Source organism: Arthrobacter sp. R-11, from assembly GCF_049913155.1.
GTDB lineage: Bacteria > Actinomycetota > Actinomycetes > Actinomycetales > Micrococcaceae > Arthrobacter.
Genome location: NZ_CP183979.1, coordinates 443,313 through 468,154, shown reverse-complemented (window position 1 = coordinate 468,154; position 24,842 = coordinate 443,313). Strand labels below are relative to the sequence as shown.

The 24,842-nt window shown below is 62.1% G+C and carries 17 protein-coding genes; 9 read left to right on the top strand and 8 right to left on the bottom strand.

From position 1 onward, the window contains the following. Position 1: 1 nt before the first annotated feature. Positions 2–859, bottom strand: coding sequence for a hypothetical protein (locus tag ACN9M4_RS02065; protein WP_426301895.1), 858 nt, complete (start codon positions 857–859; stop codon positions 2–4). A gap of 112 nt (positions 860–971) precedes the next feature. Between ACN9M4_RS02065 and ACN9M4_RS02060 the strand changes: the two genes are divergently transcribed. Further along, on the top strand, positions 972–1,196 hold the full coding sequence (locus ACN9M4_RS02060; protein ID WP_426301893.1) for a hypothetical protein: 225 nt from the start codon (positions 972–974) through the stop codon (positions 1,194–1,196). A 279-nt stretch (positions 1,197–1,475) separates the two neighbouring features. After that, on the top strand, positions 1,476–1,871 hold the full coding sequence (locus ACN9M4_RS02055) for a helix-turn-helix domain-containing protein (RefSeq protein ID WP_426301891.1): 396 nt from the start codon (positions 1,476–1,478) through the stop codon (positions 1,869–1,871). Positions 1,872–3,604: 1,733 nt separating this feature from the next. On the opposite strand, the gene ACN9M4_RS02050 is transcribed toward ACN9M4_RS02055, so the two are convergent. Further along, positions 3,605–4,933 carry a GmrSD restriction endonuclease domain-containing protein gene (locus ACN9M4_RS02050; protein ID WP_426301889.1) on the bottom strand — a complete coding sequence of 443 codons (1,329 nt, stop codon included), beginning with the start codon at positions 4,931–4,933 and terminating at the stop codon, positions 3,605–3,607. A gap of 758 nt (positions 4,934–5,691) precedes the next feature. On the opposite strand from ACN9M4_RS02050, the gene ACN9M4_RS02045 reads away from it, so the two are divergent. The 4 genes from ACN9M4_RS02045 to ACN9M4_RS02030 all read left to right on the top strand — a co-directional run bounded on the left by ACN9M4_RS02045 (position 5,692) and on the right by ACN9M4_RS02030 (position 15,718). Continuing rightward, on the top strand, positions 5,692–8,601 hold the full coding sequence (locus ACN9M4_RS02045; protein ID WP_426303364.1) for a LamG-like jellyroll fold domain-containing protein: 2,910 nt from the start codon (positions 5,692–5,694) through the stop codon (positions 8,599–8,601). Further along, complete coding sequence (locus ACN9M4_RS02040) at positions 8,598–14,828, top strand: hypothetical protein (RefSeq protein ID WP_426301887.1); 6,231 nt, start codon at positions 8,598–8,600, stop codon at positions 14,826–14,828. Before ACN9M4_RS02045 ends, ACN9M4_RS02040 begins: the two co-directional genes overlap by 4 nt. An 8-nt stretch (positions 14,829–14,836) precedes the next feature. Next, positions 14,837–15,232 carry a hypothetical protein gene (locus tag ACN9M4_RS02035; protein ID WP_426301885.1) on the top strand — a complete coding sequence of 132 codons (396 nt, stop codon included), beginning with the start codon at positions 14,837–14,839 and terminating at the stop codon, positions 15,230–15,232. A 120-nt stretch (positions 15,233–15,352) separates the two neighbouring features. Continuing rightward, positions 15,353–15,718: a hypothetical protein gene (locus ACN9M4_RS02030; RefSeq protein WP_426301883.1), complete on the top strand. Its 366-nt coding sequence runs from the start codon at positions 15,353–15,355 to the stop codon at positions 15,716–15,718. 140 nt (positions 15,719–15,858) lie between these two features. On the opposite strand, the gene ACN9M4_RS02025 is transcribed toward ACN9M4_RS02030, so the two are convergent. The 3 genes from ACN9M4_RS02025 to ACN9M4_RS02015 form a co-directional block, all read right to left on the bottom strand. Beyond that, positions 15,859–17,157, bottom strand: a complete 1,299-nt coding sequence (locus ACN9M4_RS02025; protein WP_426301881.1) for a Y-family DNA polymerase — start codon at positions 17,155–17,157, stop codon at positions 15,859–15,861. Then, positions 17,150–17,581, bottom strand: coding sequence for a LexA family protein (locus ACN9M4_RS02020; protein WP_426301879.1), 432 nt, complete (start codon positions 17,579–17,581; stop codon positions 17,150–17,152). The genes ACN9M4_RS02025 and ACN9M4_RS02020 overlap by 8 nt, the downstream gene beginning before the upstream one ends. Before the next feature lie 265 nt (positions 17,582–17,846). Next, on the bottom strand, positions 17,847–18,344 hold the full coding sequence (locus tag ACN9M4_RS02015) for an SHOCT domain-containing protein (protein WP_426301877.1): 498 nt from the start codon (positions 18,342–18,344) through the stop codon (positions 17,847–17,849). Between the two features lie 608 nt (positions 18,345–18,952). On the opposite strand from ACN9M4_RS02015, the gene ACN9M4_RS02010 reads away from it, so the two are divergent. Then, entirely contained in the window at positions 18,953–19,885 is a 933-nt protein-coding gene (locus tag ACN9M4_RS02010; protein WP_426301875.1) for an HNH endonuclease, read from the top strand. Between the two features lie 280 nt (positions 19,886–20,165). Here ACN9M4_RS02010 and ACN9M4_RS02005 read toward each other — a convergent pair whose 3' ends face one another. Next, the gene (locus ACN9M4_RS02005; RefSeq protein ID WP_426301873.1) at positions 20,166–21,020 is read right to left on the bottom strand and encodes a hypothetical protein; all 855 of its coding nucleotides are present in this window, start codon (positions 21,018–21,020) and stop codon (positions 20,166–20,168) included. A 448-nt stretch (positions 21,021–21,468) separates the two neighbouring features. On the opposite strand from ACN9M4_RS02005, the gene ACN9M4_RS02000 reads away from it, so the two are divergent. Then, complete coding sequence (locus tag ACN9M4_RS02000; RefSeq protein WP_426303363.1) at positions 21,469–21,912, top strand: SOS response-associated peptidase; 444 nt, start codon at positions 21,469–21,471, stop codon at positions 21,910–21,912. On the opposite strand, the gene ACN9M4_RS01995 is transcribed toward ACN9M4_RS02000, so the two are convergent. Beyond that, positions 21,909–22,556 (bottom strand): hypothetical protein, encoded by a 648-nt coding sequence (locus ACN9M4_RS01995; RefSeq protein WP_426301871.1) that lies wholly within the window; start codon positions 22,554–22,556, stop codon positions 21,909–21,911. The genes ACN9M4_RS02000 and ACN9M4_RS01995 overlap by 4 nt on opposite strands. Before the next feature lie 229 nt (positions 22,557–22,785). On the opposite strand from ACN9M4_RS01995, the gene ACN9M4_RS01990 reads away from it, so the two are divergent. Further along, the gene (locus tag ACN9M4_RS01990) at positions 22,786–23,925 is read left to right on the top strand and encodes a DUF2971 domain-containing protein (protein WP_426301869.1); all 1,140 of its coding nucleotides are present in this window, start codon (positions 22,786–22,788) and stop codon (positions 23,923–23,925) included. Between the two features lie 520 nt (positions 23,926–24,445). On the opposite strand, the gene ACN9M4_RS01985 is transcribed toward ACN9M4_RS01990, so the two are convergent. Beyond that, on the bottom strand, positions 24,446–24,766 hold the full coding sequence (locus tag ACN9M4_RS01985; RefSeq protein WP_426301867.1) for a helix-turn-helix domain-containing protein: 321 nt from the start codon (positions 24,764–24,766) through the stop codon (positions 24,446–24,448). Between the last annotated feature and the right edge of the window lie 76 nt (positions 24,767–24,842).

Here is a 24,842-nt window from a genome sequence, read left to right as displayed (position 1 = left end):
TTCATGACCCCGGATCTTCTCTCCGCATGCGCTTGATTTCCCGCATAACGTCCTCCGCAAGGACCTCCGTAGACACGTTCCGCTCCCGTTTGGGTAGCGGCGTCGGCTCCTCAGGACCATAGGCTGCCATCGAGCCCTGCCACACGAGCGACTCGCTCATTCCATACCTATCGGCAATTTCCCGCAGGGTCATCCCGGCCCTCCTCAGGTTGGGAAGCCCCGGGAAGTCGGGATCAACATAGAGGACCCCAAGCTCTGTGAGCTCCCCGGATGCCCGGCCCTGCTCCCCACGCGTCAGTAGCGCCCGTCTTCTGGCCTCCTTGATCCGCTGCGCCATGACTGAGGGCGACATATCCACGAGGCCCGCAAGGGTTGCCGTGGCGCGAGTGTTACCCAAGCGAATTTGCTCTGCGTACTTTGCCGCCAACGCGGCGTACTCAATGTTGGTCTTCGGCGAGGTCTTGTCCCGCCAGGCTTCAAACCGGTGTTGGATGAACTCGGCATTTAGTTCCAGCTTCACAAGCTGCTCGGCAGCTACTCGCTGCCTCTCCCTCGCTCGGCTCACCGCGGTTTCGACATAGGACTGCAGACCTTCGGTGTCCATTTTAGGAAGCGTCCGAACAGGTTCCGCCGGGACCGCCACTACTTCTGTAATGGCCCAGGATTCCGGGGTGAAATCGACACGGAGACCGATTGCCCAGCCGTCACCCGACGGACATACGAGCAGAGCGAGGTTCTCGTAAAACCGCTCCTGTGGAGGAAGGGCGGGCCACCCGAGGTCCTCTGCAATGTCTTCGGTGAACTTTCTGAGGGCAGTGCTGGCGTCTTCGGATTTCATGGCCTCACTGTAGTCGCTCATAGTCACCCCCTTCGATTCACAGTTGACAACTTTGATTCCAGGGCACAAACTCTATCTCAGGTCATCAAAGTAATCAACTTTGAACCTAAGAACCAAACTAGGAATGAATGTCATGACAGAACAGAAATCACGGCACGGGACCGAAGACACGGAGATGGAGGTGTCACTGTCGATGTACCTGACCCGGATCGAAGCGGCCCACTACTTGAACGTGCCTGCCCGTTGGCTCGCGAATAACACCCGCCGCGGCCCTCGGTACATCAAGGTGGGAGGGCTGGTGCGCTACTCGGTCGAAGCCCTGGACGGGTTCATGACCGCCAACGAAAGGCGCGAGTAGGACTTCCCAATTCAGCAAGGCAAAGCTGCGACTTCGCAGCCACGGAGCACAGCTTGTTGACCCGCACCGAGGCTCGTTGCCTGCCTCCCCTGCTCGCCAGCCGGAACCTTTGCCTCACCCTGCTCCAGGAGATGGCTATGCTCCGCCTGGCAAGTGGTCCTCGACGAAACGCAAGGAACCAAATATCAGGTGCACGGCCCGTAGCACCACATTGCCCACGACAAACTCGGCGACGTCCCGGCCTATTGGAGACAAGAAGTGAACAATCACGGAGAAAATATGGACAAGATCGCAATCCCGGGCACGCCATCCCGGCCATTGCAATACCTCAGGGCTGTCAGGGAGTCGGACCTTCCGACGGGGACCCGCGCAGTCTGCTGGGCGCTCGCTAGTTTCGCCAACAACAACACGGGGAAGGCCTACCCCACAGTGAAAACGCTGGCGAAGGCTACTGGCATGAAGGAAGGGACCGTCTCAAGGCACACCGGCCTGGCGCAGGAGAAGGGCTACCTGCACAAGGAGCGCCACTTCAACGGCCCCATCACATACACGATTACGGTCCCGATCACTGAGGAAAAGACGGGAGATACGGACACCGAAACGCCTCCGGTCGAGCCGCTTTTGGGGTGGGCAGAAGGGACGGACGAACCCGGCTATTCATTCGGCGGGCCGTAGCTTCACCGGCACATGGTCGGCTAGCCCCCATGACTACGGGGTCGACCGGATTCCAAAATGCGAGGGTGCCATCCGCTGAAGGCCTGCGACCCCTGCCTCCTGATTTCAGTCAACCCCTAGCCTCGAAAAACCGCTCCCTAACTACCTCACCCTTAACTACCTCACGTAGAACGACCCCAAGGGAGTTCTACCCATTGGGACTACCTCACCGGTAACTACCTCCGTGGCCACTGCGCCTGGACAACGCCATAAGGCCGGCATCGACGGCCCTGCTTCGGGCAGGGCCATCACCGGGCTGTATCAAAATACCCAGCCGTAAACGGTAGTTACCGCATCGACGATGACCCCTGCCTTCAAGGGCAGGGTCATCCCCGCCGGTCCAAACCGGATCAATATTTCAGCCGTCCAGGAAAGCGGAGCGCAGCGTCGCCCGAAGGGCGGAGCAAGCTCCGCCCGGCTAACCGCCGCTTCTCGTGCGCGCGTCGGTCATTTTCGGATCCCACTCGAATACTCGAAAAGAGGAAACAATGTTCAAGGCGTTGTCCAAGTGTCTTCCCGTTTAGCGGAAACCCTGAGGCAGGCAATAACTTGGGACGCGAGGAAGCGCCGCTACCTGCGCTTGGGTCTCTGCCACCGCTGCGCAGCACAGGCCGCATGGGGCCACCAACTGGGTTTCTCTCAGTCCAAGCCACCGTGCTCTGACTGCCAGCAAATCGTCGACACTTTCCCTGTGAGAAAGCCAAATAATTGGCATTCCTCTAGCCCCCGCCGCGGTTCCAACTTCTCGGCCCGGGCCCTCCCCGAAAATGGGTCAGGAGTGGCCCTGGATGGGAAATAACTGACAACGGTGAGCTATCCAGCGCCGAGAGGTCCCCACCTCCCTGAGAGCGTCAATAGAGAGCCAGAGAGAGTCAGTAGAAAGGCGTGCGGACGCCCTTGCTGAGTTGTGCCAGAAGTGGCCTGAGTATGCCAACCCTGAACCCAGATGATCCTGGCTTCTTCGTCTAGGTGTTGGCCAAATTGGCAGCTTACGAATCGGTCCCCAACCGCGCCGTTGCCCACCGCGAGGTGCCAGACCGCCAAGGCTGGGGACCAAGAACCACTATCAGAGGATGGACAAATGAGGCAGCCCCGTCAGCCGCGCCAACCACGGAAACCCCGAGTGAAGGAGACTAATCGGATCACGCCCTGCCCCACCTGCGGCGCCCCTGTAGGCGAAGCCTGCTTCCGCATCGCGACCGGCAAGGTGCTAAGCAGGACCCACCGCACAATCGCAGGGTACGCCGCCCGGAGGGACGCCGCCCGGCGCGAGGGCAGGTCCTCGTGAAGGGCCCGGGCGGCTGACGGCGGCATGACTCTGGCGGTCCGGCCGCCCGTCAAGTGAGTTCTGTTGTTACGTCCGGCGAATACGCAAAATGACGCCAAAGGCCGGTGTGAAAGTTCGGGGTCGCCAAGCCTCCGATCCGGGCATCCCTGCGCATTCTCGCGAACAGCTCCACCCATGCACCCGGGTCAGGAGGCCTTGGATGGCGAATAACTGACAACGGTGTGGACTTCTGCACCAAGAGATCCCGACTTCCCTGAGAGCGTCAGTAGGAAGGCGCGTGGACGCCCCTCGGACAGGCAGCTCCTTCCGGATTTCGGTCTGGGCAGTTCAAGACCACAGATGGATCAAACCCCGCGGCATTCTCTTTGTCGCAATCCTGCTTGTTGGCTGGAGACGGGGCGCGAGGTTACTTGTACCAAATCGCTACGCCACCGTGGTGGGAGCAGGTGCCTCGATGGGTCGCTAAGTAGGACAGCGTTCCGTCGTTGCACAGGGCTGTGGCTCCTCCACCGGGTGCCGGGGCCGGTGCCGCAGGGGCCGGCGCAGGGGCGACCGGGGCTGGTGCTGGTGCGGCGGGTGCCTGCACAACGGGGGCGGGTGCCACGGGTGCAGGAGCGGTGGTCCGGACGGGTGCCGGCTTAGGAGCGGCCGGTGCCGTGGCGACGGTGGCCGGAGCTGGCTGGGCCTTTTGGTTGGTGGGCACCGTCTGGTTCTTGCAGCTGCCCAGCACCCTGGCCATCGCGTCGTGTTCGGCTTGAGTGACCCACAGGCTATAGGTGGCTTTGACCGAGATCTGCCGTGCGACGTAGCTGCAGCGGAAGCTCTTGTTCGGCGGCAGCCAGGTCGCGGCGTCGCCGTCGCCCTTCCGGGTGTTCGTAGGCCCGTCGGTGGACTGCAGGTTCAGCGGGTCGTTCGCGAAGGCCGTCCGCTGCTCGAACGTGAGCTGCTGGGCGCCCTTTTGCCAGGCGTCGCTGAGGGCGACCACATGGTCGATCTGCACGGCGGTGCTGGTCGCTGAGCCGCGGATGAAACTGATGGTCGTGGCCGTGTAGGGGTCGGCCAGAGTCCCGGTCTGGACCTTGCAATGGACACTGTTGGTGAAGGTGATCCTGGTGAGGTCGCGTTTGAGGGTGTCGTTGCGGGTGTCGCATCCGTTCCGGTCCACGTCGGCCCAGGCCTGGCCGAACTGGTCCCGGTCGTACCCGGTCTTCGGCGCCCGTCCCTTAACCGGAAGCGTCTCCAGCAGGGTCAGGGCCTTGGTACCGTAGGCGGGCTGCGCGTGAGGCGCCTTGTAGCTGGAGGTGCCGGACAGCACGGCCATGGAGTCGGGGTCCAACGGCGTACCAGTATCGGACGGCGTCGGAGTCGGTGTGGGCGTGGGGGTTTCGCTGGTGACCGCGACACTTTCCCCTTGCGCTGCGGACTGGGAAGCCTGGAGGGGCTCCTTCGGTTTGGCCGGTGCGATCCCGGCACCGACCACCATGAGGACAAGCGCGCCGGCGAGCACGACGGCGCCGGCCTTGCGTCCGCCGCGCAGCATTGCCCAGGATCGCCGGCCGGTCACCACGATGTACAGGCCAGTCAGCAGCGCAAAGAGCGCCAGCATGATCAAGGCTCCAGCGAAACCCGACGAAGCCACGGCGATGCCGACGAAGACGAGTGCAAGGATCGCCACGATGATCGTGGACTTGGCCAGCCGGAACGACCCCGTTCCGGGCGGTGTGTGGTTCGACAAAGAAGGACCCCCATTTCGAGACCGGGCTGCGGTTTCGCTGCCCGTACCGGGTGCGACGACCGCCCCCACCGGGAATCCTAGTATTTGAAATACAAGTTTGTGAGTTTCGCCGGATTATTACACGTGCGGCACGTCTGCGAAAGTCACATAGACTCCCGGGCTCATGGCCCCGTTTCACCTCGGCCCGACGTTCGACGGATCTGCGTTGTGCCACGCCGACGTCGATTTGATCAGCAATGGGCCTCTGCCTGACTTCGAAGCGGCCGTCGAGGGCAATACGCCCCTTGCGTGAAGACCTGTATCGGTTGCAGGGATACACGTTTTCGGTCGTTCTGACCAGGCAAGGGATCAACAGAGTCGGTATCTATTCCGCGAGGATTGCGGCGCTCATTTCCTCGGATCTCGGGCCAACTTTGCAGCCGCTGTAGGTCTGGCTGAGGAATGGAAGAGCGTCTGGGGACTAGAAGGCCCATGAGGGAATCGAGTCGAACCGCCTCTATTCGCCTCCGAGGCCTTCCGCCGATTCGACGGGATGACTACTCCGCAGGTCCGCACCCGGCGAACCGCCGGTGCGGTCTAATAACGAGGCTGGGAAGAGGTTCAAGCGAAAGCAAAAATACCGAAGGAATGTTTTTAATTTATTTGTCGTGCGGTTCACCATTAGCGTAATCTTCGATTGCTATCCAGCGCCAGGAGGCAGGCGTTGCCTATATTCCCAGTCGCTCCCCCCTGAATTTTGTGAGGTTCCCGTGAGTGGTATGGGTTATCGGCGTGGTATTCGCCTGCGCAATTTCCTGATTGCCGTTCTTTTCTTCGTCGCTACTTTCCTGTCGGGCCAAGGTGTCGCCTACGCGGATGTTGCCCCGCCGGGCGGCAACGGCGGGCCGGCAGACGCTCTTGATTCTGCGATTGTCCAGGACGCGAAATTTCTGACCCCGGATGAGGCCTCTGCGGCTGCTGAGGCTGAGGCGACTGGCATTCCTGTTGAGGTGCCGTCGTTGACGACCGAGGTGTCGTTGACCAAGGCACAGCCGGATGGGACCTTCGCTGCAGAGCTTTCGAGCGAGCCGGTTCGGCTCAAGGATGGCAACGGCTGGCATCCGTTGGATACTTCCTTGGTTCCCGCGATGGTAGATGGGGCGAATCGGCTGGTTCCGGCCCGAGTGTTCGCGGATATTTCACTGGCCCGGGGTGGCTCGGATGTGATGGCGTTCATCGGCGATCACAAGGGTGCCGCCGTTACACAGAAGTGGCCGTTCGGGGCATTGCCGGAGCCTGTAGTTGACGGGAACACCGCTACGTATCAGGAAGTCCTTCCCGGTGTTGATCTGGTCCAGTTGGTGCGCCCGACGGGTGTGTCGCAGGTGTTGAAGGTCAAAACACGTGAAGCCCTGGCTGATCCGCGGGTGGCTCAGATGAGGTTCTTCCTGAACGCCGATGGGTCCAGCGTCACGGACCGCGGGGATGGCAAGGGCCTGGTGGCCAAGACTGCGTCCGGGGCGATTGCACTGGAAACGGCCGAGGGGCAGTGGTGGGATTCGTCCTGGGATGGATCTGATGCCGCAGGCCCGGGCGGTCCGGGCTTGAGCTATCCGCTTAGCCTGGGTCTGGGCGTCGAGAACGGTCAGCAGACCCAGGTTTTGGGGATGAGTCCGATCCTGAACGCCCCCAAATTAACGTTCCCGGTGTTCGTGGATCCGGACTGGAACGCCGGTGAGTCTGGGTATACCTATGTGGACTCTCACTGGCCGTCGGTCTCGTACTGGAACGGCGGCGGCGGTTCCGACGGGAGCGTGCATGTCGGGTACCTGCCGGCTGAATGGGACTACACCTACGGTGTTTCGCACGTCACGCGCGGTTTCTACCAGTTCTCAACGTCGGCGTTGGCGGGCAAGAAGATCATCAAGGCCGTCATGAACACCACCGAGGTCTGGTCGCCGTCCTGCACTGGCCGTGCGGTGAGCGCCTATGCGACTAGCACCGTCGGATCAGGGACGACGTGGGGGGCGCAGCCGACCTGGGGCACGAAGTTCAGTACGGTGACGGTAGCTAAGGGTAACTCGGCCTCCTGCCCCGCCGGCACTGTCGGATTCGATATGGGCACGGCGATGTCCGCCTTGTCGACGGATGCGCTCTGGAGTGTGGGCCTGCGCGCGGACAATGAAAGCGACTCTCTCGGGTGGAAGCGCTTCGACAACGATGCGACGATGGTCGTCACCTACGATTCCTACCCGAGCACCCCGGCCTTGTGGTGGATCGATAACGCCCTCTACAGCCCTGCCAAGGGCCAGCCCGGCGCTGTCTATTACACTCGCTTGTCCACTCCGACATTCCATATCATGTCGATGGGCGACCCGGACGGCGACGCTGGCGGCAACCTCACCATGTACGTTTCGGTGAAGAACTCGGCCGGAACAGTTGTGGATTCGGGGACCGAAGGTCCAGGATCACCGGACTATCAGACGCTCTTCACATGGCAGGGCACCAAGGTCCTCCCTGACGGGACATACACGGTCAACTCCTACGTGAAGGATTCCCAAGGCGCGGCTTCCGGCACGCAATCCTTTGCCTTCACCATTGACACCACCCCTCCGAAGGCCCCCAAGATCACCCCCGTCAGTCCGGGAATCACAGCGGTCACTTCCACTTCGGGCTCCACGTCGGCAATCCCCGGCCAGGACGCCGTGCAACTGACGTTGAGCGACGGAGGAACACTCGGGGTCGACAAGTTCATCTATGCCGTAACCAATGACGGACAGGTCACCGCACAGCCGGCCTCGATGGCCTGCGGCACGGCCAATGGCCCCTACATTGCCGTGTGCGCAAGCTCCAATACCGCAACGATCACGCTCAGCCCGATCGATGAAAGCACGACGATCAGTGCGTGGTCGGTGGATGCCGCCGGAAATGTGAACGAGGTCAAGCAGAGCACCACGGCCACGACATACACCCTCAGCACCGGTGGTGAAGCGCCATTGCCGCACACCTTGCTTCCCGTGAATGTCTCAGGCGGCGCGGCCTGGACTGACCAAACCGTGTGCGCCATGGGCTCGCCGGACGTTGCCAGCTGCACGGATCCAACGAACCAGCGGCCAGGAAAGGTCCTGAACCTGTCGGTGCCAGGCGCCCACGGCGACGTCCTTACCGGCGCGGTCGACACTTCGAAGGCGTTCACCACGGCGGCCTGGGTCAAGCCCCAAGGCGGGACCGGGACCCAGTCGATCATGACCCAAGTGGCTTCCTCCGGCGGACCCGGGTCCCGGCTCGGCATCCTCGCCGACTCCAACGGAGCACCCCAATTCGCCCTGCAGGGCTGGACGAGCAGCACCGCTGAGAAGCACGTGCTGAACAACGCATCCACTGGTGTCCAGGACGGCGCCTGGGTGTACGTGGTCAGTGCCTACGATCCCCTCAACAAGCAGCTGCGGATCACCGTGTCCAACAAAGCCCAGGTGACGACCTGGGTCACGGCGACCTCCGGTGTGCCGTTCCTGGCGTCTTCAGCGACCCAGCCGGTCCGCTTCGGATATCTCTCAGCCTCCTCTGCGGATCAGTTCCTGGGATCGATCTATCGTCCCATCATGGCCCAAGGGGTCCTGACCTCAACACAGATCAACAATCTGAAAGTCAGCTTCGATGACAACGGCGAGCAAGGGTTGATGAAATGACACAGCGATCCACCTCCAAGCGCTGGAACTTCTTGAAAAGCGGCGTCACAGTGGCTTCAGTGGCCGCGTTGCTGGTGTCCGGGGCCGGTATCTACGCTGCCGGGAACGTTGAGAGCGGCCCTGGCGCCGAGCTCACCGCTCAGGACCTGCCTGCGGTCACCACGGTTCCCTGGGCCCCCGGCCGCGCCGCCGGGGTGTTGCCCTTCCTCACTGGCGATGCAGGGGTCTCTTCGGGCACCGGCTCCCGAGTTGACGGTACCGAGCAGCTCAGCGTCGGTCCGTCCGCGGCGCGATCCTCCTTCGTCTCCTCAGGTCTGACGGTGAAGACTGCATCCGTGGTGCAGCCCCGCACGGTCGCACCACCACCGAATGACAGCGGCGCTGGCAACTACTCTGCCCTGCCCGGCACGGGGGCTGCTCAATGGGGCTCGACATCCCAGACCGGCGGGTTCACCTGGTCCTACCCGCTGCCTGGCCGGGCGGCACCCGCTGGGGGGTCCCCATCGCTGTCGCTGTCCTACGACTCGACCTCCGTTGACGGGCGGACTTCAGCAACGAACAATCAGGCCAGCACCGTCGGGGACGGCTGGGCCTTGACCGGGCTCGGGTCGATCCGACAGCAATTCGGGTCTTGCATGGATCAGGGAGTCACCGGCTCCTATGACTTATGTGGTAACGCTGGCGGGCAGTCCTTCACTGTCTCTTTCGGTGGCCGTTCCGGCAGGCTCATCAAAGACGCCACCAGCGGAGTGTTCAAGCTGGAGGACGACGACAACACCAAGATCGAATACCTCACCGCCGCGGGGCAGAACGGCTCCTACGACGGCGGCTACTGGAAGCTGACCGACACCGCCGGTACCCAATACTTCTTCGGCCGCAACAAGCTTCCCGGCTGGTTGGCCGGCTCCGCGACCACCAACTCCGTGGACACGGTCCCGGTCGGGGCCGCCACCTCCACCCAGCCCTGCGCGGCAGGGTCCTTCAGCGCTTCCCTGTGCCAACAGGCCTCTGCATGGAACCTGGACTATGTGGTGGACGTCAACGGAAACTCCCAGGCCATCTACTACGGCCAGGACACCAACTACTATGCCTCCCAGCAAGGCACCGGTGCCCGTCTGTCCTATGTGCGCGCCTCCCGCCCGAGCCGGGTTGACTACGGGATGCGCGCTGGATCCGAACTGAACAGCAACGCCGCCCCGCTGCAGTACGTCTTCAGCTACACGGGCCGGTGCACGGGCGTGGACTGCACCAATGGCAGCGACATCCCTACCGGCTTCGCTTGTACCTCCACCGGAACCTGCGACGTCCAATCCCCGACCTTCTATTCCGACCAGCGCCTGCAGACCATCACCACCAAAACACTGATCGGCTCCACCTACCAGAACATCGACTCCTGGGTCCTGGCGCACTCCTTTCCGGATCCCGGGGACGGCACCAAACCGGCCCTGTGGCTGGGATCCATCACCCACACCGCTGCAGACACCACCGCCGGCCGGACCATAGTCACCGAACCGCCCGTGACCTTCGCCGGACAGACCCTGCAGAACCGGGTCTGGGTGTCCGTGTCGGGGCAGGCACCCTTGGACCGGTACAGGATCTCCAGCATCAAACTCACCACCGGTGGTGTCGTATCGGTCAGCTATCTCGCCGCGGAATGCAGCCAGACGAACCTGCCGGCCTCTCCGGAGACGAACACCAAGCGCTGTTTCCCGCAATACTGGGCCCCGACTGACCCGATCCCGGAACCGGCACGCATGGACTACTTCCAGATCTACCCGGTCGCCGCGATCGGCGTAGCCGCGGGCCCGGGCGGCGGCGTCGACATGCTCACCCGTTACCAGTACTTGGGCACCCCCGCGTGGAAGTACCCGACACAGAAATACGTCACCGGCACGGGCGGCTCCCAGATGACCTGGTCCGTGGCAGCCGGTTGGGGCCAGGTGAAAACCATCCGCGGCAACAACGCCGGGACCGCGAACCCCACCAGCATCAGCACCTATCTGCGCGGCCTGGACGGCAACCCCTCCAACACCACCGGAGGAACCCGCGCCGCCACCGTCACCACCACCGACGGCACAGTCATCACGGACTCTGCGTGGCTGGCCGGCACCAGCGTGGAATCTCAGACTTTCCTGGGGGACACCACCACCCGGCTGAAAAGCACCATCACCCTCCCGTGGTCCTCGTCCCCCACCGCGACTTCGACCGCAGCCCTGGGTGCGGCGACAGCCCGGCACATCGGCGCCGCCAGCCGGAAAACCATCCAGGCCTCCGGGCAAACCGCGGCACCAATCAGCGGTACCCGCTCCCGCACCGTCTCCTACACCCATGACGGCTACGGGCGTGTCACCGCGACCAGCAACACTGCACAGACCGGCGGCACGGACGCCACCTGCCAGCTGACCGTCTTCGCCGACAACACCAGCGCCAACCTGCTGGCCTTCCCGGCCACTCAGACCACGCGGCAAGGCGAATGCACCGGTGGGGCCAGCACCGGCAACATCCTTACCGCGTCCCGGACCCTGTATGACGCCTCCACGTCCGCCGATCCCGGCAGCGCCGGATACCAGGCGCCCACCAAAGCCCGCGTCACTCGGACTGACACCGCTACCGCAACCACTGCGGGCTCGGTAACCGCCTGGCAGCAAGGCGTCACGCAGGGGTATGACGCCCTAGGCCGGCCCACAAGCGCCACAGACTCCACTACCGGCACCAGCCGGGTCACGACCACCGCTTACACCCCTGCCACGGGCTTGCCGTCATCGGTGACCCTCACCAACCCGCTCGGGTGGGTCTCTTCACAATCCTTCGACCCTGCCCGTGGCCTCCTGACTACGAGCAGCGACGTCAACGGCAACGTGGCCACCAGCGAATACGATGCCGCTGGGCGCCTGCTGAATCAGTGGGACCCGCTACGCCCGAAAGCCAGCTACCCCACCCCGTCGCTGGCCATGACGTATTCGGTGTCCCAGACCGCGCCCTCGTGGATCCGCTCTATCAGATCGAACAATGGAGGTGCCGGTTACGGCGGCTACACGATCTACGATGGCCTGGGCAGGCTCCGCCAGACCCAGATGCCCTCACCGATTGGCGGGTCCGTCACCACGGACAAGTACTACAACAGTGCCGGGGACGTCTCCAAGGATGTCCACGAGTACTACATGAGCAATAACCCGTCCGGGACCCTGTTCACCCCGACCATCGCCGTACCTTCCGCGACCACCTACGGCTACGATGCCGCCGGCCGGCTGTCGACCACCTCGGACGTGGCCAACGACAACCAAACCCTCTGGACAACCACTCTCACCTACGCAGGCGTCGACACAGTCACCACCACCGGACCCACGCCACCCGGCGGGACCGCTGCGGCTTCGGCCACCCAAACGGTTGAGGATTTGAACGGCAACACCGTCGCCAACATCCTCTTCCGGGGCCCCACCACGGCCTCGACGAAAGACACCAGCAGCTACGTCTTCGATGCCCTCGGTCAGATGACCGCGATGAAGGATTCTGCCGGGTCCACCTGGACCTGGGGATACGACCCCGCCGGGCGTCAGATCAGCGCCACCGACCCCGATACCGGCGCAAGCAGCATCAAATATGACGCCAGCGGCCGGGTTGCCTCCACCACCGACGCCCTCGGCACTGTTACTGCGGACGAATATGACTCCCTGGACCGGTCCACTAAAACCACCGTCACGCCCAGCGGCGGCACCGCCAAGGCCCTGACCACCCACAGCTACGACGCCGGAAAGAAAGGCCAGCTCGATAGCGAAACACGCTACAACGGGGCCAACTATGACCAGGCGGTCACGACCAGCTACTCCAACTACAACGCCGCCTATGAACCCGGCACTGTCACCACATCCGTCCCCGCGGCTCTGGGGACCTTCGCCGGGACCCACACCACCACCACAACCTATAACCAGAACGGCTCACCGAACACCCAGGCACTCCCCGCGCTGGGCGGATTGCCGGCAGAAACACTCCTCTCCGGCTACGACAGCGCGGACCGCCCCATCTCCCTGGAGAGCAACCTCGGCGACGAAATCGCCGCGAACGGCGCCTACAACAACCTCGGATGGCTAGGGTCCTTCCAGCAGTGGGATAAGAACTCGGTCTACGCGACCAACCCGACCATCGGGAACACCGCCACGTACTTCGACTATGACGCCACCACCCAACGCGTCGTTGCTGTCCGAAGCACCAACAAATCGAAGGGTGTGATCGCCGACCTCGGCAAGGTCAGCTACAAGTACGACGCTGCCGGCAAGCTCACCAACCGCAACGTCACCTGGGCTTCCCGCACCGGCCAAGCCGCCGATAACCAGTGCTTCGCCTACGACTTCGCGGCTAGGATAAGCGCGGTCTGGACACCCACGGCGGCCTGTGGTACCGCCCCGGTCTCCACCGCCACCAGCGTCACCGGCCTCGGAGGACCCGCCTCCTACGCCCAGACCTACACCTACACCACCGGTGGGGACCGGGCGCAGGTCAAACGCTTCGGACCCACCGGGGCACTGTCCTCCACCGAGGCCTACAGCTACCAGACCGGCACACACCGCCTGACCGGAATGACCAGCACCCTGCCCACAGGGGCAGCAACAACATACTCCTTCGCGTGGAACGCCGCCGGTCAGATGACCACCAGGGCTGGCCAAACACTGAAATACACTCCCGACGGCAAACTCGCCGGCACCACCGGCGCGACCACCGTGCCGGCCAACCCGAACCCGAACAGCAGCGCCGGCAACCCACCAGGGACCACCGCCACCAACGACACCCAGCGCTACTACACCGCCAGCGGAGACCTGATCGGCATCACCGACGGGACAGGCACCACCTTCAGCTACGGCACAGACACCGCCCATGCCACCACCACAGGCACGGTCACCGCCACCCGCTCATACTCCTTCGCGGGAAAAACTGTCGCCCAGCGCACCGCCGCTGCCGGGACAACCCAGCTGGAAATCGCGCTCAGTGACAAGGTCAACACCACCCAGACCATGGTCCTGCCCACCACGGCCACCGCAGGGACCACCGCGCTCGTCCGGTTCACCGACCCCTATGGCCTGGCCCGCGGACCGGACCTCTCTGCCGTCGGGAACGCCGTCTACAGCACCGCACCCGCAGGGGCACGAGGAGTCGCCTCCAACGCCGCCAACCCGGCCGGATTCGGTGCCGTCAACGGCTACATCAGCAAACTGAGCGACACGCAATCCAAACTGACTCAGGTCGGGGCCCGCGAACTTGACCGGGTCCTGGGCATCTTCACCGCACCAGACCCGCTCTTTGACACGGCGAGGGTTGGCAGTACCAGCGCCTATGCCTACAGTGCCCACGACCCCATCAACCACAGTGACTCGACTGGTCTGGACTATGTCATTGACGATCTGTTCGGGTTGGCCGTGATCGCCGCTGTCGCGGCGGTAGGTACCTGGTACACCCAGTATGCTGCGCCGCGTCTCGAACACGGGATGAACGACACAATCCGCGGCTTCAACGGCTGGGTGAACAGTTGGACCCCACCTGCCGCCAGCGCTGAGGGGGCCAGTATCCCGGCGCCGGCAGCCAGCAGCCTTCCCATCACGGTGCCCGCAGGCACGGGTCTTTCTTTCGAGACAACGAGCGTCGGAATCTCATCAGGAGGAACCGGATTCTCATCGGGAGGATGGGGAAATACAGGGGCCGACGGCGGAACCGCCCTCGCAGGGTTCGCCGGCCTCGCCGCTGGTGCCGCGGCACATCAGGCATTAGCTTCAGACGCCATGCGAGAACAAAACCTCGCCCTTCACGCCGCGTCCGAAATCGCCACCGCCACACTAGGCAGGCAAGGACTATCCGCCCAAGCAACCTCGGGCGCCGGAAGCACATCCGGAGCAAGCGGCGGCAGCGCATCAAGCGCCTCCACGGGAGGTGCTCTTCCACCCGACGACGAGGATAACAACAAACCCAAAAAGCCAGTCCACGGAAACTCCGCCGATAGTCCCGCGCAGACCTACTTGTATCGCCTATACAAGGAGACTGGAGAGTACCTCAAGACCGGGATATCAAAGAACCCGTTCACCCGATACACCAAGTCATTCATGGACGATAAGGTGATGAGAATCATGCAATACGGAACACGGAGAGAGATGCTGAATCTGGAGCGCTTCATCGTTGAGCGCGACGCAGGGCCGTTGAACTTTGAGCGATGGGCCGGAAAGTTCTGGGACGATATCCTGTGACTGAATCCTTGGAGAAGACCAAAACGTTCTCGATCGGTGTCATTGTCGGAGGACTGACGCGCGATTCGAAGAGCTGGGAAGAACATATCGTCGCGCTCATGAACGACGTCAAACAAGCCAGAGAGGGCATTGCCTCCGATTTGAACTTGAATGTGGAGTTTCAAGTAACGGGACACCTCCTGGCTCCTGATTTCGAAGGAGTCCGGACCGGGGCATTCAGGAAAAAAGATAGCCTTCTCAAAATCCAAGTCGCCGTTCCAGCGATGGCTTCCGATTCGCCGAGGGACGACCTGATCGATTTTCTCTGGAAGGCTGTTGATGAGGCCGAGGCCTGGACGATTCGACGCAAACTGAAGTTCGACCTGACGCCTCTTCGTGAAATCGTCGCCCGCCTTGAGTCTTAGACGTGAAGAATTGCCCGTCGGGACGGACATCGGCATGTACACCTACTCGAGCAGTGGTGGAGGCGCGATCGACATCCGTGTGTCCGGTGGCTCCCGAATCCGAATCCACGTGGACCAGCGATGACCGCTAGGACACCTCTGGAAGATCTGCTCGTTGGTGGGCTTGAAGACTGGGCTGACGCAGGATGGGCACTTCAGTCGGCGCGGCTTACGGGCGAGACCGATCCGATCGCGATGCGGGATCTCACGCTGGACCTGATTGCTGAGACGCTGCGGAAAGGTCTCATGACCGCTGGCGACATCATCGGCAACGAGCATGTTCCGTGGCATGGGGATCCGGAACAATGGGTGAAACGCATTCGCCTGGAATGGCTTGATGAATGGCGCGACGATGTCCCCTCTCCGGGTGCGATCGTGTGGTTGAGCAACACTCCGGCCGGCGACCAGATCGCCCGGGATGTCCTCACTCGAGAGGGTGGCCAATAAAGCGCTTGATCACCGTTATGACCGGCGATCCTCGCGGACTGGTTCATGGACGCCCCGTCCGCGATCGTGTTGGTTCCGATTGAGCGACACCATTCCCACTGTATCCAGGTGCCGGAATGAGGGCTGCAGCGCGGAACCGTTCAGGCGGCTTTGACAACGGGCAGTTCGGTCCATTCGGTGGTGTAGCGAGGGCTGAGCATGTCGCGTCTCATGGACCAGTCCGGGCCGCCCTTGAGTCCGGCTACGCCGAGGCCGATGGAGCTCCGGCCGAAGCGTTGGGCGACGTCTTCGATGAGCGGGCCGATACGGCGTTCCTCGTGGGCGTTCTCGAACAGTTCCAGGGGTGGTTGGTTGCCGCTGGGTCGCAGGTCGGTGACCATGATCCCGGCCCGGACGTATTTGAGGCCGTCGTGGATCCTGGGCACCAGGGCGTGCGCGGCCTTAGCCAGGATCACCGGATCGGCGGTGGGCATGGGCAGCGGTACCACCACGGAGGGGTAGGAGGTGTCGGCGGGATTGTAGTAGGACGTGGCCGCGAAGGCTGTCAGGACTTTGGCCTGCAGTTGGTGCTTGGCCAGGCGGGCGCTGGCCTGCTGGGCATACACGCTCATGACCTGGCGCATTGCCTCTGGCGTCCGGATCGGCGTGGAAAAGGACCGGGAGAAGATCAGTTGCTCCCGGCCGATGCGTTCTTCTTCCATCGGGATGCACGGGGTTCCCTGAAGTTCCAGGACGGTGCGCATCATGACCACCGAAAACCGGTCCCTGATCATCATCGGGTCGGCTCGGGAGAGGTCCCTGATCGAGTAGATGCCCATGCCGGCCAGGCGCTTAGCCAGCCGGGTTGCCACACCCCAGATCTCATTCACGGGCAGGCGCGCTATCAGGGCCTCGCGTTCGGCGGCCGGCACGGATTCCCAGCGACACACTCCCCCGAAGGCCTTGTTCTTCTTCGCCCATTTATTGGACAGCTTCGCCAGGGTCTTGGTCGGGGCGATCCCGACACAGACGGGCACACCGATGTGGCTGCTGCAGGCCTCCTTCATGGCCCGGCCCAAAGCCAGGAGGTCCTCCCCGCTGCCTTTGACGCCGAGGAAGCACTCATCAATGCTGTAGACCTCCTGCCAGGCCGAGTACCGGGCCAGCAGGGCCATGACGCGTGAACTGATCGAACCGTAGAGTTCGTAATTGGAGCTACGGGCCTGAAGGCCCCATTCCTTGGCCCGCGGCGCGATCTTGAACCACGGCTCACCGAGCACGATCCCCAACGCCTTCGCTTCATCGGATCTCGTCACTGCGCAGCCGTCGTTGTTGCTCAGCACGATGACCGGCCTGCCCTCCAGGGAAGGGTCGAAGATCCGCTCGGCCGAGGCATAGAAGCTGTTGACGTCCACGTGCGCGATCTCCTGGGTCCGCGGCATCGTCGCTGGTCTAGACATAGTGAAGGCACCGGGTCACGACACCCCAGATCCGTAGCTCCGCTAGTTCGGGCACTCGGATGGAAGGGTATTTCGGGTTGGCAGCCTCAAGGACCACCCCCGCAGCGGTGATCCGCAACCGTTTGATGGTCAGCTCCCCGTCCAGGATCGCCACTACCACCGACCCGTCCTTCGGCTCCAAGGCCTTGTTCACGATCAGCTCGTCCCCGTCGCTGATCCCAGCCTCCTGCATCGAGTCCCCCGACACGCGGACAATGAAGGTGCTCGTCTTGTCCTGGATCAGGTGCTCGTTCAAATCGATCTCACCCGAAAAATAGTCCTGCGCCGGGGACGGGTAGCCGCACTCCACGGTCACCGGAGCCACCGGAACCAGCCACGGCACCACCCTCGCCACTACCACGCGAGGGTCCAACGCAAGACTCATGACACACCCCTATTCGAAAATATGTTCGAATATTAGTGTAGACCTGCCCGCCGACATTGGAGTGACCTAGCGCAATTGCAGCCCATGCAGGATATGAGCCTGCGACATGCATCCATCATCTAAACCGGTTCGGCTTTCCGTGAGGGGATCCTCCACCCGGATACGTGGCTGAAACGCCAGGGCGAAGGATCATTGCTAAAGAAATTCAAGGTTGAGCCCTCGGAAGCGCGTCTGCGATGAAACTCCGCACAACAGCTCCGCGGCCCTAGCCGTTGAGCAACTTCGCCTTTTGCCGCTCGAACTCGTCCTGCGTCACGACACCCTGATCACGGAGCTGGGCGAGGTGCGCGAGTTCGGCCGCGACTCCCTGTGCCGGGGCCGCTGGGGCGTCAGGGGCGGCCGCTGGCGTGGCGGCGATCCGGCGGGCGCGGTTCCACAGGACAAACCCGAGGAAGAACACCACGACGCCGAGGGCGATCACTGCCCACCATAGCGCCGACCACTGCGCGGCGGACGCCTTGCACGCGGACTCGTAGTCTGTTTCGGGGAGGGTGCTGTAGCCCAGGTGCAGGTCCAACTTCATCGCATTGTCGTAGGCCCGATCCAGGTCCGCCTTTCTTGCCGATTCCTGGTCCGGCAAGAAAGCACCGTCGCAGTACGCACCGACGGGGACTTTGAAGCCGCAGACGATGCCCGCAATGAAGATCCCGATGCCAAGGACGAACGGCCAGAACGGTCCCCAGGGCTTCTGCGGTGCTTCCATGGTGTCCCCCTTTAGTTTTCGAAACGGCATGTGGCCGCAAGACCACCCTGCCCGTGTGCTGCCTGACGCGCAACACTTGGCTGCACTTGAATTCTGCCCACGAAACCCTCGCGCACAGCCAACGAGGGGCCTCCCGGACGACCTCCCAGAGACGGTCGATCCTTTCAGGCGTTCTTCGTCGGTTCCTTGAAGATCGAGCGCCAAGGGCGGACTGGAAAGTGAACGATAGGAGCCAAGAGTGGACGGCCGAAGTAGAGTCCGCCTTGGCCAATTCCAATCGGCAACCGTCGTAGCCCGCCCAAATTGGGCGTGCCTGAATATGCGGGCGGGGTGGATGGCGATCACACTGCCCCGTCCCACCCCGTATGAACTCGTTGACTGCAGGAGAGCAACAGGTGCCTCCCGGAGGGCTAAGGCCCGAACGGCGCCCGGCAAGGGTTCCTCATACGGACGCCTGAACGCCAGGCTCGTCGCCGGCCTGTGCAGGGACGGCCGAACGGCTCAGCATCAAGTTGGAATTGCGGTTAGCCCGGGACGTTGTCGGCAAAGCTCCTTTCTCAGATTCAAGAGACCTTTCAGATTCAGGCGACGACGCGCTACCCTGCCTCATGACCGTATGGATCGTCGCCTCGAAGCACGCCACCTACAGGAGCGAGGATGCCTTCCGAGAACTCGAGGAGGTGAACTGGAGTGAGACGCAGTCGGCACACATCGCCCTCGGCGACGTCGTCTACCTGTACATCACGAGGCCGGTTTCGGCGATCGGCATCAAGTGCTCCGTGACGGCGGTCGGCCTTCCGGAGCCGGACATCGACGACGGGGACTATTGGGTGGACGAGAAGGAGATGCTCGAGCGCATGCAGCGCCGCAGCTGGATGCGACTCAAGCGAATGGCGGTGTTCAGCGACGAGCAGCGCGCTCAGCTGAAAGGCACGGTGCTTGAACGGTACGGACTGCGTGGTGGGCGCGTGCAAGGCCGACAGCGCGCAACAGATGAGCTCCTCGCCTATATCGAGTTGATCGAGCAGAGAGGAACGATCACAGGCGATGACGTAATCGCCGAGGCCGGCGAGTTCGAGCCGAACGAGGTCGCACGCTTCACCGATCAGATCGCGCGAGGCGATTTTGCTGTGCGCGACCAGATCGTCGCCGCGAAGACTCGCGGCAGTGCGCAACGAGCTTTCGCCGAGGCGGTCAAGAGCAATTACAACGGGCACTGCGCGATCACAGGCATCTCGACGCCCGAGTTCCTAGTCGCATCCCACATCGTGCCGTGGAGTAAGGCACCAGAGATCAGGCTCGACCCGAGCAACGGGATCTGCCTGTCAACCTTCGTGGACCGCGCGTTCGACACGGGATTTCTCCAAATCGGAACGGATTACGTTGTTCGGATCGACTGGGTGAAGGTTGGCGATGACGAGGCGCTAAAGGACGCACTGGAGCTCTTCGATGGCCGGCGTGTGGCGATGCCAACGCGCGACGTGCCACAGCCGGACTACCTACGTCGACGCCTTGCCACCGAGTACACCACTGCCCGATAGTCGATCCTCTACTGGACGGTCCGCCACGGATCTTGGGGGGGAGTTACTGGTGCGGCGGCGTCGCGGCTCTAATGACCGCGCGGCTACTTCTGTTTCTTAACCTTGGTACTCGCGGCACTAGTCCGCGATTTGGCCTTCAGAATCTGCGCGAGGTCCCGCGGAGCTGAGGCTGCTTCTCGATTGTCTACTACGGTCGATCCATACGAGCGTCGAGAGGTGCCCGCAGCATCGCCTCTCGGACCTGATCGATAGACGTTCGCGCCCGGGTAGTTCTGCATGGTCATATTGTCTCCGACGCTGGATTGAGCCCTGCTTGGAAGTAATGCTTTCGCTTTACCCACTTGAAGCCTTCGTGCTTTGTGATCGTAGCAATCTCAATCGGGCCGCCGACAGTTGCCCCGCCGGGCGAGAAGCGGACGTATTGAATCGTCGCGTGTACTAGGAATTCCGCGAGATCGATCGCGTCCTGTATCGGCATAGCTGGCACGACCAGTTGGGTCTGCACCTGCTGCTGGATTGCGACAGCTGTCTGCTGAGCCTGGGGCCCTGGCACACCGAGGTTGGACAGGGCGGCGGCGGTGTCGAGGCTCACGCCTGTCAATATGCGCGTAATCGCCTCAGGCTGCCCCCACCAGAATGCGCCGGTATCTCCCGCCAGCAATTCCACTGGGTTGCCAGCGTTCGGCCCGGTCGTACTGATGACGAAGACGCGAGGATCCCCGGAGTCGCTTGAGTATCCGCCAACGAGGTACCCGAGTTCTGGCTTGTGCTCTTCGTCCACGTGTTGGTGCAGCGGGACGAAGCGATCATCGTGGAAAAACTTCGCTACCTTCGAAGCTACATCTTCAATATCGTAGGCCTTCGGGTCGAGCGCCCACGAGTCAGCATTCGCTCCGTGGAACTTGGTGCGGAGGTCCTTGCTCAGCGTAGAGATCGAGGCCGGACCAATGTTGCCGAGGCCCCAGGTCATCGCACCGATGGGGAGCTTCTTGTGAAGGTTGAACACCTTATTGGCGTTGTTATAGATGTTTACGATTGCGGTCGAACCATCCGGCTGTGGAGCGGTGAGCGTTGTTGCACTGTCGGCCGCGAGGACCACTCCATCGTGCACCTTGATGAGGAGGGCGATTGTCACTCCATAACAATTGCACGTACGATGACCCGTTAGTCAATACCTCAGCGTCGTGACGGACTCCCGAGTGTCCGCTAGCCGGTCCCAACCGCGTCAGATCGCCACTGCTGTTGCTTTCTTCGAGAATACTGTTCCCGGGCCCACGCTGATTCCCATAACACCCGCCCGCAAAACTGCCCGGTGAAGGTACCCCAAACCCTCCACGCCAGATCGTTTCAAAACCCCTTTCTGTGAGCTTCAGCTATTCAGGCAAAGGCCATTGCTCAAACTACGGTAGAAGTTGCGGGGGGAAGCGCTCTACCTGCTGCTTCGGCTTGCGACAATAATGGGGCTCATGTGCGGACGCCTCGTGATGTCCGACTCGGCTGCGGACATTCAGGACTTCTACCTGGTCAGCGAGGTGGTCGATCCGGACTAGGCCGCGAGTTGGAATGTCGCCCCAACAAACGCCATCCCCCTCATAGTTGACCGGCGCGGGAACGAGGGCGAAACAGTATCCTGGAAGCTTGTCACCGCACGCTGGGGCCTCGTGCCCTCGTGGGCCAAGGACACCAAAGGTGCGGCCCGGCTGATCAATGCCCGCATGGAAACCGTCACCGAGAAGCCGTCGTTCCGGAAAGCTGCTGCGGCCCGGCGAGGACTAATCGCCAGCGACCGGTACTACGAATGGGAAAAGGCACCAGGTGGGAAGATCCCGACCTACCTGCACGGGGCAGAAAGCAGGCCCATGGCATTCGCGGCCCTATTCGAGAACTGGCCGGATCCGACTCTGCCTGACGAGCATTCGGAAAAGTGGCTGCGAACCGCCACGATCATCACGACGGCGGTCCCGGGCCGGTACCCGGGCAGCCTCGTCCTGCCAATCAGATGTGAATTTCGCGGGCTAACCCCCTAACGAGGATCAGCTTCAGCAGGAGTGTCCTGGACAGGAATTTCCTGTCTTCCCTTGAGCCAACTCTTCCGGGGGCGGGCCTCTTTGCGCTTCGCCTGCTTCTTCTTCTCAACAGCCTCGTATTGCTCCCTACGAGCACGAGACTGAAGGGGAGGCGAACTCCGGAGCACATAGTCTTCAATGAACGCATCCCCATCAAGGACATTGGCAACCAGCCTCTCGCGTCGCCGGGTAAACAAAAACAAGAAACCGCCAACAATAATCAATGTGTATGAGCCGGCGTACAGGAGGATGGCACGCAACGACAGCGAATCCATGACCTGAGCAACGCGACCTAAGCTGTCAGCAAGAGCTAGGACTGTAGTGAGGACCGTAACAAGTAGCCCGAAAACCTTCCACCACGTCCGAGCGCCCACTCGCACGAGTCGGGCGGCGACGAGATCTAACGTCAGCACTTTCAGTGCATATTGCGCCGCATCAAACTCTGCCGTTCCAGGCTCGTGAAGCTTCACTACAACGGACATGTCGGTCACGGCCTTCTTGAGCCGGGAGGCTCTGGACAGTTGTATGCCTCCCGTAATGAGGCTGGCGACACCTGTTGAGCCGACTACGGCCGCAACTACTACTGCAACGGCTTCCAAATCCATCTTTACCTCGGATCGACAAGTGAGCCAAAGCGGGAAGTTGCCGCCCCGGCCTGAAGACTATAACCCCACCAATTCTGGACTATGTTTCAAGACCTTTCCGGGAGGCCGGCAACGTACGCAGCCCGCATTTCATGGTGATCGAACTCCCCTGTTACACGCTATTTATTGGCCTCCCACTCTGCTTCCATAGGGTTGAACGGACGTATCAACCTACCCAAAGGAGAACCGCGTGAGTCGCGAAATGGAAGATCCTTCGTGCTCAGGTGAGCTACGGCTCCCGCCACCAAAAACCATGACTGCCAAGGAGCTTCTAGAGGAGATGGGTGAGTTGACTGTCTTTGCCACTCCAACCGAAACGAACGGTTCCGAATCTGAGAACGTGCAAGGGAAACCGAAGGACACGAAGGAGAACACTCCCCGAACCGACGCCGAAGGCTCAGAACTCTCAGGAGGCTCCACCGAGGACCCCGGTGGAGGGGTTTGGGCGGTGCGGCCATCTGCCCCGAGTTTGGATAATCAGACTAAAGAACTCTGGCATTACACGGACGCCAGCGGTTTTATCGGGGTTATCACCAGCCACACCCTTTGGGCCACGTCACTTGGAGCGTTGAACGACTCAGCCGAGTACAAACACGGACGTGAACTCCTCGATCAAATTCTCAGCGAAGTGCTGGACTCTCGGTTTGTCCATCCGGTGCAGAAGGAGTACCTGAAGGGAATCGTGGACATTTCCGACGTGACCGCTACACGCCCAGGTCTCTTTGTCCTGTGCGCCTCAATGGCCGCCCACTCACTCGCACAGTGGCGGGCGTACGGCGGATCCCATGGGCACGCGATCACTCTTGACCCGAAGAAAAAGCTGGCGATCTTAAGCCCGGAAGCCAAGGAGAATACTATCGACACCATCCCGCATGGTTGGAGAAAGGTACTCTACGACCGCGAAGAACAGGCGAATTTGATTCTTGAGACCCTAGCCTCCGTGGCCTATCAGGCTCCGCTCGACGGAAGAAGCCCATCCCGCGCCAATGAATTTGACCGAGCAAACGCACTGCTTATCAATGAAGGTTTAGCGCACTGCAAGGAGCCAAGCTTCGCCGAGGAACAAGAGGTCCGTATTCTGATTCAGGCCCCATCATCCGCAGCTATTCACTTCCGGCATGGCGCAACAGGAGTTACCCCCTACCTTGTGCTCACTGGCACCGACGACCCAGCGGCGCGCCCCACCCCTACGCCGCATCCGCTTCCGATCCGTGGCACGGTTGTCGGACCTTTCACTGATCGAAATGCGTCCGCCGAAGGGACAGTGGCACTGCTGGAAGCGACAGGCTATGGCGCTAGCGTCTCGGTCTCGACTTCAACACTTAGGTGACAGGCTGGCTACTGCCGGCATCGGTTTACCTTCGCGGTGTTCATCGGCACCCACCGGAACAGCCAGGAACTGGATCACGTCTGCAATAACCCCACGTGCTGCCGACCGAACTACCTCCAGCCAGTAACAGGGAAGGTCAACCGGGCCCGGCGCGATGAGGCCGCGCGGTTCCTCGCAAGCCATCCGTTCCACCTTACGGACTGGGTCTGTGCGACCACCCCCGAACTGCTTTGGTGGCGGGGATGCACGGCCTGCCCGCCACGCCTTCAGCCTGGCGAACCGTCGCCATGGATCGCGCCCTGCTTCCCAGCCCTTTGGAGGAATCAAAGGAAAGCAGATAGGAAACACCTGCAGGGGCATTGCCAAATTGCCCCAGGTCCAAGGCTGGCTTCCGAAGCCCGGTCGCGGAAACTCGACACTGGGAAGTCCGCGCTGAAACCGACGTTTTGAAGTTTGACCTTGGCAAACAAAATCACCCGAAGACCCCCAGGTAACCGGTCGGGGGGTGCCCGCGCGGGCCTTACGCGTCGGGTTTCTGCATTGCGCGTCGCCCGCCGCGGTACGGGCTGCTTGCTGCGGGCCGGTTCGCGGCGACGAAAAGCTCCTCGATATCGCATTCAAGGACAGCAGCGATGTCCCACAGGCGCTCGTAGGCGACGCTTTTCCGGCCCCATTCGATGCCGATGATCATGTTGCGGCTCAGTCCGGACTCCAGCGCCAGCGCTTCCTGTGAGAGCCCCTGCCCGAGGCGTAGTTCCCTGATTCGTGCTCCGACCAGCGTCCTGCGTTCGGTCCACCGCTGCGTCTGCTCCTCGGAGGACTGGTGCGGGCGGGTGGGCATGAATCCATGCCAACTAATAATGTCAGCCTTGTCTGCTCCACTAGTGATACATAGGTATGCTCGCCGGAGAAAGGAC

Coding starts and splice junctions, on each gene's coding strand:
- ACN9M4_RS02060 (WP_426301893.1), top strand. CDS start 972: ATGACAGAACAGAAATCACGGCACGGGACCGAAGACACGGAGATGGAG.
- ACN9M4_RS02015 (WP_426301877.1), bottom strand. CDS start 18,344: ATGGAAGCACCGCAGAAGCCCTGGGGACCGTTCTGGCCGTTCGTCCTT.
- ACN9M4_RS02045 (WP_426303364.1), top strand. CDS start 5,692: ATGGGTTATCGGCGTGGTATTCGCCTGCGCAATTTCCTGATTGCCGTT.
- ACN9M4_RS01995 (WP_426301871.1), bottom strand. CDS start 22,556: ATGGATTTGGAAGCCGTTGCAGTAGTAGTTGCGGCCGTAGTCGGCTCA.
- ACN9M4_RS02025 (WP_426301881.1), bottom strand. CDS start 17,157: ATGTCTAGACCAGCGACGATGCCGCGGACCCAGGAGATCGCGCACGTG.
- ACN9M4_RS02055 (WP_426301891.1), top strand. CDS start 1,476: ATGGACAAGATCGCAATCCCGGGCACGCCATCCCGGCCATTGCAATAC.
- ACN9M4_RS01985 (WP_426301867.1), bottom strand. CDS start 24,766: ATGCCCACCCGCCCGCACCAGTCCTCCGAGGAGCAGACGCAGCGGTGG.
- ACN9M4_RS02030 (WP_426301883.1), top strand. CDS start 15,353: ATGACCGCTAGGACACCTCTGGAAGATCTGCTCGTTGGTGGGCTTGAA.
- ACN9M4_RS02040 (WP_426301887.1), top strand. CDS start 8,598: ATGACACAGCGATCCACCTCCAAGCGCTGGAACTTCTTGAAAAGCGGC.
- ACN9M4_RS02010 (WP_426301875.1), top strand. CDS start 18,953: ATGACCGTATGGATCGTCGCCTCGAAGCACGCCACCTACAGGAGCGAG.
- ACN9M4_RS02020 (WP_426301879.1), bottom strand. CDS start 17,581: ATGAGTCTTGCGTTGGACCCTCGCGTGGTAGTGGCGAGGGTGGTGCCG.
- ACN9M4_RS02065 (WP_426301895.1), bottom strand. CDS start 859: ATGAGCGACTACAGTGAGGCCATGAAATCCGAAGACGCCAGCACTGCC.